Here is a 12828-nt window from a genome sequence, read left to right as displayed (position 1 = left end):
AAACCAAATTTCGTTACATTGTCTGGCTCGCTACTTTATTCAGAGCCATAGGGTCATCTGGTGATACAGATGGTTCACTCAAAGCGGTGAACAGCGCTTCATACGACTTCACGTCGCACGAGCAAGAACGAGCTTGAACAATTAGTTGCAATAGCGAAAAAGTATCAAGTATTGATTATCAGTGATGAGGTCCATGCCGACATCGTGTTCGAAGGCAGAAAATTCAACAGTATTAGTCAATTTGGTTACGATAATAGCGCTGTCATTATCGGCTCGCCAGCTAAAAACTTTGGCTTAAACAGTATTTCAAATGGCTATATCTACAGTGATAACCTTGAAATTAAAGATAAAGTTAAGGCCACGGTTAGTTCTATGGCGCTGGATCACGGTAATGCTTTTACCACCTATGCCACGATTGCAGCGTACCAACACGGTGCACAATGGTTTGATGAGTTTTTAGCATATACCGAGAATAACCGTAATTGGATCATGCAGTTTTTAGAAAATGAATTACCAAAAGTGACATTTTTTGAACCTGAAGGCACCAACCAAATCTGGTTAGATTTTACAGGATTAACATTAACCTCTGTTGAACTTAAAGCCTTATTAACTGAAAAAGCCAAAATAGCGCTAACGCCGGGGACTTGGTTTGGTGAGAGCGATGAAAACTTTTATCGCTTGAATTTTGCCGCGCCTCTAACGCAGATCCAAGCTTCATTTGAGTTACTGGCTACTGAAATAGAAAAACTGAACCGCTAGCAGCGGATAAGTGACGAGTGAGTTGAAATTGCACATGACTGATAAAGAAGTTAAATCGATGAAACATCAAAAACAAACCAAAACAGAATGGTCGTTGATCATTAAGTTAATCCTCGCTATTGGCTTAGGTGCCATTGTGGGCAGCTTTGCCAGTGAAGGGCTGATGTCTTTTATTGTGTCGATTAAGTATGTGCTAGGTCAGTTTATCTTTTTCACTGTGCCGTTAGTCATTATTGCTTTTATTGCCCCCGCCATTACAAAGCTTAAACATAATGCGAATAAGATGTTAGGCGCGGGAATTACGATCGCTTATCTGTCTGCGGTTGGTGCTGCAAGTTTGGCATATTTTGGTGGAATGCTGGTTATTCCCTATTTGTCGATCCCTAGCGCGATTGATAGCTTAAAAGATCTGCCAGAGGCTGGATTTCAGTTATCAATCCCGCCAATTATGTCGGTCATGACGGCGTTAGTTTTTGCGATGCTTTTGGGCTTAACAAGTTTAAAGACCAAAGCGGAGATCATTGAGAAAGGCTTGCATGAGTTTGAGGCCATGATGTTGCTGGTTATCAAATCAGCGGTTATTCCGTTATTACCGCTGTTTGTGGCAGCAACTTTTGCTGGTTTAGCCTACGAGGGGACGCTGACGCAGCAGTTACCCGTGTTTGTTAAAATCGTCGCACTGGCTTTAGTTGGACACATTATTTGGCTGGCCGTGCTGTACGCCATCGGTGGCTTGGTTGCAGGTAAAAACCCGTGGCGAGTTTTAAAGCATTATGGTCCGGCTTATTTAACGGCTGTTGGCACTATGTCTAGCGCTGCAACATTACCAGTGGCACTGGACTGTGCAAGAAAGTCAGACGCATTAAGTAAAGGTAGCACCGACTTTATGGTGCCATTAGGTGGCACCATACACTTAGCGGGTTCGGTATTGACTGAAACATTGTTCGTGATGGTGATTTCGTTAATGCTTTATGGTGCGATTCCGTCGTTTGCCACGATGGCAGTGTTTATCTTGCTGTTTGGTATATTTGCGATTGGCGCACCGGGTGTGCCAGGCGGTACTGTCATGGCCTCGATGGGGATTGTGGTTGGTGTTTTAGGTTTTGATCCTGCAGGCGTCGCCTTGTTAATTGCGATATTTGCACTGCAAGACAGTTTTGGTACGGCTTGTAATGTCACGGGTGATGGTGCGTTAACGCTAATGCTTGAAGGCTTGTTTAATAAAGAGGGGGAGTTGAGTGCAGGGGTTTCGAGCACTGAAGAGATGAAACCAATTAAGTCAGTTTAATCATTTTTATTCAATCAATATTAGCTAGCGCAGCATTAGGCTGAGTTAGCAAGGAGAACGGCAAATGGCTCAACATATTACTAAAGGTATTCAAGCGTTAGCTGCTGAAGCTAGACAGGTTATTAATGACATCAGTATTGATGAGGCCAAGTTGCTTTATCAAAACAAAGACTATGTTTTTGTGGATGTGAGAGAAGCATCTGAGCGCGAAAAACTCGGGATCATTCCTGGGGCATTTACCTGTCCACGCGGTATGTTAGAATTTTTGATCGACCCTAATTGCCCAGCACATGATGGGGTGTTTAATCAAGATAAGACTTATGTGTTTTATTGCGCTCATGGACTGAGGTCGCTATACGCGGCTAAACAAGCTCATGATATGGGGCTAAAGCCAGTGCTTAATATGGGCGGCGGTTTTGCGGCTTGGCAAGATGGAGATGGTCAGATTGAAAACTTGTTAGCTTGATTGGGTTTCGTTGCCTTAAGAGAGCGTGACGTTTATCCTGATAGCATAAAGTATATTGGTTTTAGTCCAAATAACAAAAATGATGATTTAAGGGTAATTAATATGGCTCAGTCAGATGTGTATTCGATAGGTAAACTTGGTCAGAAGTGGGGGCCTGAAGAGAAGTCTGCATGGCTTAACCTACAGAGTATCAAACGCTCATACTGTGATGAGGTGGTGAGCAAGATTGAGCCTCTTAAGGCAAATTTTGACGTTGAGCAATACGGCGCTCTTTCCTATGACGTTGAGAAATATCCCCTGTTTGTGGTTAAAAGCCGTGATTGGGATAACAGCAAACCAACGGTACTCGTCTCTGGCGGCGTACACGGTTATGAGACCAGCGGCGTTCAAGGGGCACTGCGTTTTTTAGAGACTAAAGCATTACGTTATTGTGATAAGTTTAATCTGGTTGTCGCCCCCTGTGTTAGCCCTTGGGGATATGAAACGATTAACCGTTGGAATCCCAATGCCGTAGACCCTAATCGCTCATTTTATGCTGATAGCCCAGCTGAAGAGTCTGCGGGTTTGATGGCGATGGTGGCCTCACTTAAGCTTGATTTGAATCAGAGCTTGATGGCGCATATCGATCTGCATGAAACAACAGATACCGATAACTCAGAGTTCAGACCGGCTTTATCCGCTAGAGATGCCGTTGTGCATGATAACTGGAACATCCCAGATGGGTTCTATCTGGTGGGTGATAGTGAAAACCCTGGGGATGATTTTCAAACTGCGATTATTCATGCGGTTGAAAAGATCACGCACATAGCACCACCTGATGAGGATGGCAGATTGATCGGTGTGCCTTTTTCACAGCGAGGAGTCATCAATTATGCAACTAAGGCCTTGAGTCTTTGTACTGGCTTTAGTGATGCTAGCTATAACACCACCACAGAAGTTTACCCTGACAGTCCACGTTCAGATGATGAAAACTGTATTCTTGCTCAAGTTGAGGCTATTACAAGTGGCCTAGATTTTATTATTCAGGAAAGAGGGCTTTGACCAGCTAACTGACGTCTTAGATCTGAAAACGCAGCTATAGCGCTGCGTTTTTTGTGTCTAGGCTTTGAATGCTTTACCATACCCGCTTTTTGAGGTTCCTTGCCTCATCCCCTGTCTTTTCATTTTGATTACGTGGACCTTAGATTTTGCAGACTCTTGAACAACTTAAATCCGGGCAGTTAAGTGCGGTGACACGCCTACAACTTGCTGAAAACTTGTCGCAGTTTCCGACAGAGATCTTTGAATTAGCAAACACCTTAGAGGTGTTAGATCTTTCTAATAATCAGCTTGATAGTTTACCCGATGATTTTGGATGTCTAAAAAATCTTAAAATTTTATTCCTATCAAACAACCGCTTTACTCAACTTCCGAGTGTGATAGCCAATTGTCCAAAGCTTGAGATGATAGGCTTTAAAGCCAATCAAATAGTTTCAGTGCCTGAGCACTCGCTGCCAAAGCATACTCGCTGGCTCATACTGACCGATAATAAGCTGGATCGTTTACCAGACTCTATGGGCGATCTCTATCGTTTGCAGAAGTTGGCATTAGCAGGCAACAATTTGACAGCGCTGCCTAAATCAATGGCGAATTGTAAGCGTTTAGAGCTAGTTCGCTTATCCGCGAACCAATTCACATCGCTGCCAAATTGGTTGTTTCAACTACCAAGGCTCTCTTGGTTAGCGGTGGCTGGTAACCCGCTTTTTGCCAAATATAGCCCGAAAGACCTAACTGAAAGCAAGAGTGTTGGCCATGTAAAATTGATGGACATTGAGTTGGGTGAGCAGATAGGTGAGGGCGCATCTGGGGTGATTTATCGGGCTAAATGGTTATCTCAACCACAATGGCTAAAGGGTCAGCCACTTGATATCGCAGTTAAACTTTTCAAAGGTGATGTGACCAGTGACGGTTACCCTAGCGATGAATTGGCCAACTGCTTACAAGCGGGAGAGCATCAAAACCTTATCAAGGTCATTGCTCAAATTGATGATGGTGGACAGCTTGGTTTAGTCATGGATCTTATTCCGTCGAGTTTTGGTAACTTAGGATTGCCGCCCTCTTTAGTTAGCTGTACTCGTGATACCTTTACAGGGCAAACTGAGTTTAGTTTAGATACCATTGTGAATGTGGCCAAACAGATGTCTGAAGTGATGGTTCATCTGCATCATAATGGTGTCAGCCATGGCGATCTCTACGCCCATAATACGATGTTAGAGAAAGGGCAAGATAACGAAGTATCTCAGGACGCTGGCAGTAAGGACTGGGCATTGTTTGGTGATTTTGGTGCGGCTTCGAACTTGTTGCTATTGCCAACAATCCAGAGAGAAGCAATGGAGAGCATTGAAGTGCGTGCTTTTGGTTGTTTATTGGATGACATGCTCACTCAAACAAAACTCGAAAACAGTGAACTGTTTGATATGCTAACGAGCCTGAGTCAAGCTTGTATGCAAGCACAGCTTCATATGCGTCCGAGTTTTGCAGAGATAACCACAGCGCTACAAGCCTTCCATCATAAAGCACAAGACTTGGCTGACTTAGTCGTTTAGCTTAAAGGTTAACTTTAATAGCTTAGATAATTTTTGGGTTTCGGAAACCGAAAACCCAACAAACCCAATGGGTGTTTGGCTATCTAAGCTATTAATGACTTTATTGGCATTGTCCTCGCCAAACCCGCCGCACAGCTCAATGACTTGAACTCCCTCTTTGATTAAGTCGTTGGCAACAGTCACTGCATCTTCAACAGATGATACCCCTATGACTTGGGTTTTAAAGTGTTCATTTTCCATTACTGAGCGTTGTATTTTAGGTTGATAGCCCTTAGCGAGTACGATGAAACCATAATGAGTTAACGTCATTTTTTACCGCCATAATACCGTCAAGAATACAGTCCTACGTTAACTCTCATCTTCATTTATTTTTTTCTCATAGCCCTTTGGCGGCGGTGTCCAGCCTCTTTCGACTTTCGCCTGCTCATCAAAATGCTCACTCTTCATTGCTTTAGAAATAGCAGTTTCCAGTTCGATAAACAGATCCCTGAAATGGGTGTTGTATTTACTGTCTTCGCTGTTTGTCTTCCACATTTCGTAGAGGGAGTCTTTATAACAAAGCTCTAGTTCTCGTAGGGTGGCTTTTTTCTGTTCGGCTTTAAAAGGGTGGACGCCTAAGGATATCAGCGCTTCTTTGCCCAACTCTAAGGCTGAGTGATAGGTTTCACTGACAATAAAATCAGCCCCAGCAAGCTTTAGTTCGAAATGGTGGCCTCTATCAAAGGCGCGAGCAAATATTTTGACCTTAGGGTAGGTGTGTTTTATATACTTGGTCAGCTCTACTGCGCGCTCATTATTATCAATGGCGATAACAATCATGCTGGCATCTTCTATACCTGCGGTGTGCAGTAGATCGGGTCTAGTGGCATCACCATAGAAGCTTTTAACATTGATCTTCTTCAGGTTTTCAACTTGTGATATTTGATGATCCAATACGACAGTTTCAATTTTATTGGCGCGTAAAAATCGATTGACCATTTGACCAAAACGACCGATCCCTGCAATGATCACCGTGCCTTTTTCTGTTATCTCATCGGCTTCTCTGTCGTTTTCCGTATGTTCAAATCGCGGCAATATAATCTTATCGTAGAAGATAAACAGCCCTGGGGTAAGGAACATAGATAGCGCGACAACCAGTGATAGCATTTGCGCTAAATCACTTGGAATAACATGATTTTGTACCGTAAAACTCAGCAGCACGAAACCAAATTCGCCGGCCTGAGCTAAGCTCAACGCAAACAACCAACGGTCACTGTTTTTAATCTTAAAGATAAATGCTAAGCCGAATAAAACTAATGCTTTAACTATCATGACGCCAGCGGTCAAGCCCAGCACTGGGCCGATATTGCTGGCGAGTACACCAAAATCGATACCTGCACCAACGGTGATAAAGAAAAGGCCTAACAGTAGTCCTTTAAAGGGTTCAATATTGGACTCAAGCTCATGGCGAAACTCACTGTTAGCCAGTACTACACCCGCTAAAAAGGTCCCCAGAGCAGGTGATAGACCCACAAGGCTCATGAGTGCGGCAATGCCAATGACCAGCATCAGTGCGGTTGCGGTGAATATTTCACGCAGTCCAGAATTTGCCACATATCGAAATAGAGGTCGACTTAAGTAGTGACCGCCAACGACGACAATAGCGATAGCAAGCAGTAAGACAATTCCGTACGTCCAGCCTGGAAGGCCTGCCACTAAAGACAGTTCTTCATGATGCTCGGCGGCTTGGCCTGCAATGGACTGTGCCTTTTCAATTAACTCAGGCAGCGCCAGTAGCGGGATTAAAGCTAACATCGGGATCACGGCGATATCTTGAAACAACAATACTGAGAAAGCGTTTTTACCGCCTTCAGTTTTAGCGAGGTCTTTTTCACTAAAGGTTTGCAGGACAATGGCGGTGGATGAGAGCGCAAAAATAAGACCGACGGTCAGTGCAACGCTCCAGACTAAGCCAAAATAGAGCCCTGCAGCGGTGATGACTAAGGTGGTTAACCCTATTTGCAGTCCCCCTAATCCGATAAGTTTGTTACGCATATCCCAAAGCATACGTGGCTCAAGTTCTAGGCCAACGAGAAAGAGCATCATCACCACACCAAATTCGGCAAAGTGTTGTAATGTGTTGGTTTCGTTGCCGACAAGTCCAATAATGGGCCCAATAACAACACCGGCAATGAGATAACCTAAGACTGAACCCAGTCCGAGTCGTTTTGCCAGTGGTACGGCAATGACTGCGGCGCAGAGGTAGATAAAGGCTTGAATAAAGTAAGCTGTCATGGCGTTTTGTCTTCCTTAATTCTTATTATGCTTGGATCAATGTCGCCAAACTTTTATTTAACTGTGGTAGTGCTTTGGCCTGCTCTATATCGAGTTTATTATTCGATAATGCATTGAGTAAGGTATGCAGCTGATGCACATGTTCGTGAACTCGATTTTCCTCTACCGCATTACGAGCACCAAATAGAACAAAGGGAGCCAAGTACTCCATTCCTGTTAAAAACGCTGTTTGCTCCATCGGTCGAAGTAGTTCTCGAATCGTAAAATGGTTAAAGCCCTCCTGTTTATAAGCATTTTCGCCGCCGCCGGCAGTAATAGCGCAAAGGAATTGTTTACCTTTCAGTGCTGTGCCATTAGTGCCATAAGCGAAACCATATTCGAGCACGAGATCTTGCCATTGCTTTAAGATTGCAGGAGTCGAGTACCAATAAAACGGGAACATAAAGATGATCACATCATGTTCGGTGAGCCTCTGTTGTTCTTTGTCGATATTGATATGAAATGTTGGGTATTCACGATATAGGTCGATAGCGGTGACATCACCATGTTGCTGGCACTCAGCAAAGAGTGGTTTATTGACTTCTGAACGTTCTTGGGAAGGGTGTGCAAACAACACCAATATTTTCTTTTTTGCCTCGGGCATTATACCGATCCTTGTACCTTTTAAGATAAACCTACGATAAATTAGCATAGGTTTGTGTGTGGGATAACCTATTTATAAGATGAGAGACTAAAATTAATGATTCGCTCTTTTTTAGTTGAGTATAAGCTAAATGACTGGCTAGCTAGCCGATAATGCTAACTTAGTTGCTAAGTAAGTCCCATCTGCAATGCTTTAAGACCGCTTATCTGTGTTTCCATTGAGGTTATATTTACGCTTGAAAACCTTAACTCTCTAAATCACATTTATGAGCCAAGAGGCTACCTAGCTCACTTTTTTGGGGTGGCCAAATATGCTATAATGCGTCCCAATTGATTGTTGGCACTTGCTAAAAGCGCCATAATTTTATTTGTGTCGGTATTATTTTGCCGTGCAATTTTTTTGATTTCAGATAGATAAGATTAAGATGACTAGAGAACTATTAAAGCGTTGTGATAGTAAGTGTGAACTGTGTGGTAGCGAGTCAAAGTTAGCGTCTTTTGAGCTTCCAGACTCACAAGGTTATGGCGATGCACGTATCATGATTTGTGACACTTGTACTGGTCAAATCCAAGATCCAAGCAGTATCGATATGAACCACTGGCGTTGTCTGAATGACAGCATGTGGAGCCCAGTACCTGCAGTGCAGGTGATGGCTTACCGTATGCTTAAACAGATTAGTGCAGAAGCGTGGGCGCGTGATCTACTGGATATGTTGTATCTTGATGAGCATATGCAAGCATGGGCAGAAGCGGGCATTAATGAAGTTGATGAAGACTTCGTGCCTCATAGAGACAGCAATGGTGCCATCATCGAAGCCGGTGATAACGTGGTTATCATTAAAGATCTTAACGTTAAAGGCACCACCTTTACAGCTAAGCGTGGCACGACAGTGCGTGGTATCTCATTAACAAGTAATCCAGAACATATCGAAGGTCGTGTTAACGGCACTCGTATCGTTATTCTGACTTGTTTTGTTAAGAAAGTGCCTGCTGAAGAAGAGTAATATACTCATATTCACCATTGCTCTTAGCAGAGTGATGGAGATAGATTAAACCGCTGTGTTCTTATTGATCATGGCGGTTTTTTATATGTAGAATTAACGTTTTATAAAAGAAGGGAAGTTGATGAAAATTTGGGTTGATGCCGATGCCTGTCCAGGTGTGATAAAAGAGATCTTATTTCGAGTTGCTGATAGAGCAAAAGTGGAAGTGACCTTAGTGGCCAATCATTCGATACGTATTCCCCCTTCACGTTTTATCACTATGGTGACAGTACCATCGGGCTTTGATGTGGCCGATGATGAGATCGTTAAACGTTTGGAAGCCGGTGACTTAGTGATCACTGCCGATATCCCATTGGCATCGGAAGTGATCGACAAAGGCGGTGTGGCGCTCAATCCACGCGGCGAGCTTTATACTGAGCAGAACATTAAGTCGATACTTAATATGCGTGATTTTATGGATACCATGCGTGCCAGTGGCGTGCATACTGGTGGACCAGCCGCGATTGGTGCCAGCGAGAAGCAAGCATTCGGTAACCAGCTAGACCGCTTTGTGACTAAACACCATAAGCCCGTTTAGGCCATGCGATAAGTTGAGGTTGGCGAGCTAAAGCTGGATACTGAAATGCGTTCGGTAGATGTGGAAATAAAACTATTCCTCTTGCTTTAAAGTTAATTAAGCCCTGATTTAATCAGGGCTTGTTCACTTTTGATTTGGTTTTATTGATTAGAGCTTATTCAGTATGAAAATCGACTTACCAGCGCTATCTAAAAACTCAAGATTATCGGTCTTCATTTCGGCAGTCGCAACAAGGGGCATTGCTTTATCAATTAACCCTGCTTGGCGCATAAGTGACTCTGGGCACATCATTCTTGTTGAACCCGCAGGCATTAACTTAACCTTGTCACCTTCCACGGTATAGCTCCCAAAAAAATTATTGCAGCTATTATTTCCAGCAATTTTCCCCCCCGCTAAAAAGCTGAGGTTAGCAGGACTCACCACCGTAGGCGTTCCCATAACGGACTCAACTTGCCAATCTCCGAGGATAAAACTACGTAAGTTATCCCCACTAGACATGGACTGACAACCTGATAACAACAACACGATAATGCAGCCAACAATTTGCTTATTCATTATTTATCCACCTAATTAGTCATACTCATTTGCTCACTCTACACATCAATAGGTAGAGTTAACGATTATACCAACTAGATTAACTATATGAATATAAAATATATTTAATGTGATTGGTATTCCCCCTGTCGAGCAGGAGATGCTTGTTCTAGAGGAAGGTCACTAGGGATAGTATATTTTCCTCGGCTAAGGATTCATCATTCCTTAGTCGTAAATTTCATCTAATGCCTTGTCCTCGTTTATCGCTTTACGCTGTCTTTAGCGTTTAATCTTGATTCTATCAGCGTCATTTCTGCTCTTGTTCACATATATTCCCCTTATTTTATCTATCCGTTAGGTTTATTGTTCTTAATTTCAGCCTAATTAAGGCTCGGCTTAATCAGATCGTGGTCACGAATTGAACATGTATTTCAATTGTTTTTCTTGAAGTTTATTTTTATTTAGCATATTTTCAATACATCGATAAGACTTAAGTTTGGTATCCAAACAAATGTTTGGGCGTTAAATCTGGATAATAATAATGACAGAACGTGAACATCAGATATTGGCAATACTTAAGAAAGACCCGCTCATCGCACAACAAGATTTAGCCGATCGGCTGGGTATAAGTCGCTCTGCCGTTGCCGGTCATATCATGAATCTCACCCATAAAGGGGTTATTCGAGGTAAGGGGTATATCTTGGCAGAATCTCGCTATGCGGTCGTGATCGGTGGTGCGAACATGGATATTCTTGGTCGCCCTTTCGATACCCTACAAATAGGGGACTCCAACCCTGGCAGCGTGACCTGCTCTCCTGGCGGTGTCGGTCGCAATATTGCTGAAAACTTAGCGCGTTTAGGTTCTCAAACCCGTCTGCTCAGTGCTGTGGGAAAAGACACTTATGGCCAAGCCATCATCGAACAGTGCCAGCAAGCGGGGATCGATATGTTGGGCTGTTTACAGCTCAATGATGCATCGACCTCGACTTATTTATCGGTGCTCGATGGTGATAGCGATATGCATGTGGCCATCAATGATATGGCCATTTTAAATCGTCTTAGTGTCGAAGTACTTCAGGCTCAGGAAGAGATGTTAAGGCGTGCAGATCTGCTGATTTTAGATGCCAATCTCTCAGCACCTGCTCTGGAGTATCTGTTGAGTAATTTCGCAGACAGACCTATTTTTGTCGATACGGTGTCCTGCGCCAAAGCGAAGAAATTGAAACCTTTTCTTAATGCGATTCATACGCTAAAGCCCAACCTTAAAGAAGCTGAGCAACTCTCAGGAATATCTGTCACAAATCATAGTGAGCTGCCGAGCTTAAGTGATTGGTTTCACCAGCAGGGCGTGCAACGCATCTTTCTAAGCCTAGGTGCTGATGGTGTTTTTTATAGCGATGGTGTAAACCAAGCGCTGATCCCAGCAATCGATATCCCTATGGTCAACGCCAATGGCGCTGGCGATGCATTCCTTGCTGGGTTAGCTCATGGCTGGCTGCAAGAGTGGGATATCGAACAATCAACCACATTTGCTATGGCCGCCGCCGTTGTGGCGCTTTCACATCTTGCGACCATCAATCCGAACATGTCTGAAATGTCAGTTAATCGCGTTATCAAGGAGTCTATATGTTAGAGCAGTACCTAGATATTAACCCTGAAGTTGCAGCCGCACTTGCCGCTGGTAAACCTGTTGTCGCACTAGAGTCGACCATTATCTCTCACGGTATGCCTTATCCGCAAAATGTTGAGACGGCTCTGCGTGTTGAGCAGATCATCAGAGACAATGGCGCAATTCCAGCAACGATAGCGATTTTAAAAGGGCGTTTGAAGGTGGGCATGACCCCACAAGAGATCGAGTATTTAGGTAAGGCTGGCTTAGATGTCATTAAAACGAGCCGCCGTGATATTCCTTTTATTGTCGCTAAACAAGTCGATGGTGCAACAACCGTGGCGTCGACCATGATCTTAGCCAATATGGCTGGCATTAAAGTCTTTGCCACCGGAGGCATTGGTGGTGTGCATCGCGGTGCTGAGCAGACGTTTGATATTTCAGCCGATCTACAGGAGCTGGCTACAACCGATGTTGCTGTGGTGTGTGCCGGCGTAAAGTCAATTTTGGATATAGGTCTGACACTTGAATACCTTGAGACCCAAGGTGTGCCGGTTATCGGACATCAAACTGATACATTGCCAGCCTTTTATACTCGCGAGAGTGAATTTGGCGTTGATTACAGACTTGATACTCCTAAACAGATCGCAGATGCGCTAAAAGCTAAATGGGCCATGGGACTGAAGGGCGGGGTAGTGGTAGCGAATCCTATTCCTGAAGTGCATCAACTGGATCGTGCTATGATCGATGAGGTGATTTTAGATGCGCTAGCCCAAATGGAGCAGCAAGGCGTATCGGGTAAAGCATCCACGCCTTTCTTGTTAGCTAAAGTGGCTGAAAAAACCAAAGGTTCAAGTCTTAAGGCCAATATTGAACTGGTCTTTAACAATGCCAAGCTTGCTGCCGAAATTGCTGTTGAGTACGCTAAGTAAATAGCGGAACCATCAATTTACAAAAGCGCCTCAGGGCCTGACGAATCCCCACAAAAAGAGATGAATAAATAATGAGATAGGTGAAATAGTGAGGAACATTCATGGCATTTGGTGATCAAATTTATCGCCAAACAAAAATTACCACGAGTAAATGCCAT

At 43.7% G+C, this 12828-nt stretch carries 12 protein-coding genes and 1 pseudogene; 9 read left to right on the top strand and 4 right to left on the bottom strand.

Annotation, left to right across the window (positions count from 1 at the left end):
• Positions 1-132: 132 nt before the first annotated feature.
• The 5 genes and pseudogenes from FN961_RS25385 to FN961_RS25365 form a co-directional block, all read left to right on the top strand.
• A pseudogene (locus FN961_RS25385) lies at positions 133-759 on the top strand (aminotransferase class I/II-fold pyridoxal phosphate-dependent enzyme); the annotation flags it as partial.
• 58 nt (positions 760-817) lie between these two features.
• Entirely contained in the window at positions 818-2047 is a 1230-nt protein-coding gene (locus tag FN961_RS25380; RefSeq protein ID WP_144042933.1) for a dicarboxylate/amino acid:cation symporter, read from the top strand.
• Between the two features lie 64 nt (positions 2048-2111).
• On the top strand, positions 2112-2513 hold the full coding sequence (locus FN961_RS25375; protein WP_144042932.1) for a rhodanese-like domain-containing protein: 402 nt from the start codon (positions 2112-2114) through the stop codon (positions 2511-2513).
• A gap of 102 nt (positions 2514-2615) precedes the next feature.
• A complete protein-coding gene (locus FN961_RS25370) occupies positions 2616-3554 on the top strand; it encodes a M14 family metallopeptidase (RefSeq protein WP_144042931.1) in 939 nt (312 codons plus the stop codon).
• Between the two features lie 146 nt (positions 3555-3700).
• A complete protein-coding gene (locus tag FN961_RS25365) occupies positions 3701-5098 on the top strand; it encodes a leucine-rich repeat-containing protein kinase family protein (protein WP_144042930.1) in 1398 nt (465 codons plus the stop codon).
• Here the strand turns inward: FN961_RS25365 and FN961_RS25360 are convergent.
• The 3 genes from FN961_RS25360 to FN961_RS25350 are packed head-to-tail and all read right to left on the bottom strand — an operon-like array spanning position 5087 to position 8015.
• Positions 5087-5407, bottom strand: a complete 321-nt coding sequence (locus FN961_RS25360) for a DUF6506 family protein (protein ID WP_144042929.1) — start codon at positions 5405-5407, stop codon at positions 5087-5089. The genes FN961_RS25365 and FN961_RS25360 overlap by 12 nt on opposite strands.
• A 39-nt stretch (positions 5408-5446) precedes the next feature.
• Positions 5447-7372 (bottom strand): monovalent cation:proton antiporter-2 (CPA2) family protein, encoded by a 1926-nt coding sequence (locus FN961_RS25355; protein WP_144042928.1) that lies wholly within the window; start codon positions 7370-7372, stop codon positions 5447-5449.
• Positions 7373-7397: 25 nt separating this feature from the next.
• Complete coding sequence (locus FN961_RS25350) at positions 7398-8015, bottom strand: NAD(P)H-dependent oxidoreductase (protein ID WP_144042927.1); 618 nt, start codon at positions 8013-8015, stop codon at positions 7398-7400.
• 424 nt (positions 8016-8439) lie between these two features.
• Here FN961_RS25350 and FN961_RS25345 point away from each other — a divergent pair, with 424 nt between their 5' ends.
• Both FN961_RS25345 and FN961_RS25340 read left to right on the top strand, forming a co-directional pair.
• The gene (locus FN961_RS25345; RefSeq protein ID WP_144042926.1) at positions 8440-9018 is read left to right on the top strand and encodes a PhnA domain-containing protein; all 579 of its coding nucleotides are present in this window, start codon (positions 8440-8442) and stop codon (positions 9016-9018) included.
• A 121-nt stretch (positions 9019-9139) separates the two neighbouring features.
• Entirely contained in the window at positions 9140-9595 is a 456-nt protein-coding gene (locus FN961_RS25340; protein WP_144042925.1) for a YaiI/YqxD family protein, read from the top strand.
• A 147-nt stretch (positions 9596-9742) separates the two neighbouring features.
• Here the strand turns inward: FN961_RS25340 and FN961_RS25335 are convergent, their stop codons facing one another.
• Entirely contained in the window at positions 9743-10150 is a 408-nt protein-coding gene (locus tag FN961_RS25335; RefSeq protein ID WP_144042924.1) for an META domain-containing protein, read from the bottom strand.
• A gap of 520 nt (positions 10151-10670) precedes the next feature.
• On the opposite strand from FN961_RS25335, the gene FN961_RS25330 reads away from it, so the two are divergent.
• A complete protein-coding gene (locus FN961_RS25330) occupies positions 10671-11762 on the top strand; it encodes a PfkB family carbohydrate kinase (protein ID WP_144042923.1) in 1092 nt (363 codons plus the stop codon).
• Positions 11756-12670, top strand: a complete 915-nt coding sequence (locus FN961_RS25325; protein WP_144042922.1) for a pseudouridine-5'-phosphate glycosidase — start codon at positions 11756-11758, stop codon at positions 12668-12670. The genes FN961_RS25330 and FN961_RS25325 overlap by 7 nt, the downstream gene beginning before the upstream one ends.
• Positions 12671-12828 lie beyond the last annotated feature (158 nt).

Source organism: Shewanella hanedai, assembly GCF_007197645.1.
Classification (GTDB): Bacteria; Pseudomonadota; Gammaproteobacteria; order Enterobacterales; family Shewanellaceae; genus Shewanella; species Shewanella hanedai.
Note: the sequence above shows the minus strand (reverse complement) of the source record. Positions and strands in the feature narration are given on the sequence as shown.

Excerpts from the sequence above, each read along its gene's own strand:
- FN961_RS25380 (WP_144042933.1), top strand. The coding sequence starts at position 818 with ATGAAACATCAAAAACAAACCAAAACAGAATGGTCGTTGATCATTAAG.
- FN961_RS25375 (WP_144042932.1), top strand. The coding sequence starts at position 2,112 with ATGGCTCAACATATTACTAAAGGTATTCAAGCGTTAGCTGCTGAAGCT.
- FN961_RS25370 (WP_144042931.1), top strand. The coding sequence starts at position 2,616 with ATGGCTCAGTCAGATGTGTATTCGATAGGTAAACTTGGTCAGAAGTGG.
- FN961_RS25360 (WP_144042929.1), bottom strand. The coding sequence starts at position 5,407 with ATGACGTTAACTCATTATGGTTTCATCGTACTCGCTAAGGGCTATCAA.
- FN961_RS25355 (WP_144042928.1), bottom strand. The coding sequence starts at position 7,372 with ATGACAGCTTACTTTATTCAAGCCTTTATCTACCTCTGCGCCGCAGTC.
- FN961_RS25350 (WP_144042927.1), bottom strand. The coding sequence starts at position 8,015 with ATGCCCGAGGCAAAAAAGAAAATATTGGTGTTGTTTGCACACCCTTCC.
- FN961_RS25345 (WP_144042926.1), top strand. The coding sequence starts at position 8,440 with ATGACTAGAGAACTATTAAAGCGTTGTGATAGTAAGTGTGAACTGTGT.
- FN961_RS25340 (WP_144042925.1), top strand. The coding sequence starts at position 9,140 with ATGAAAATTTGGGTTGATGCCGATGCCTGTCCAGGTGTGATAAAAGAG.
- FN961_RS25335 (WP_144042924.1), bottom strand. The coding sequence starts at position 10,150 with ATGAATAAGCAAATTGTTGGCTGCATTATCGTGTTGTTGTTATCAGGT.
- FN961_RS25330 (WP_144042923.1), top strand. The coding sequence starts at position 10,671 with ATGACAGAACGTGAACATCAGATATTGGCAATACTTAAGAAAGACCCG.
- FN961_RS25325 (WP_144042922.1), top strand. The coding sequence starts at position 11,756 with ATGTTAGAGCAGTACCTAGATATTAACCCTGAAGTTGCAGCCGCACTT.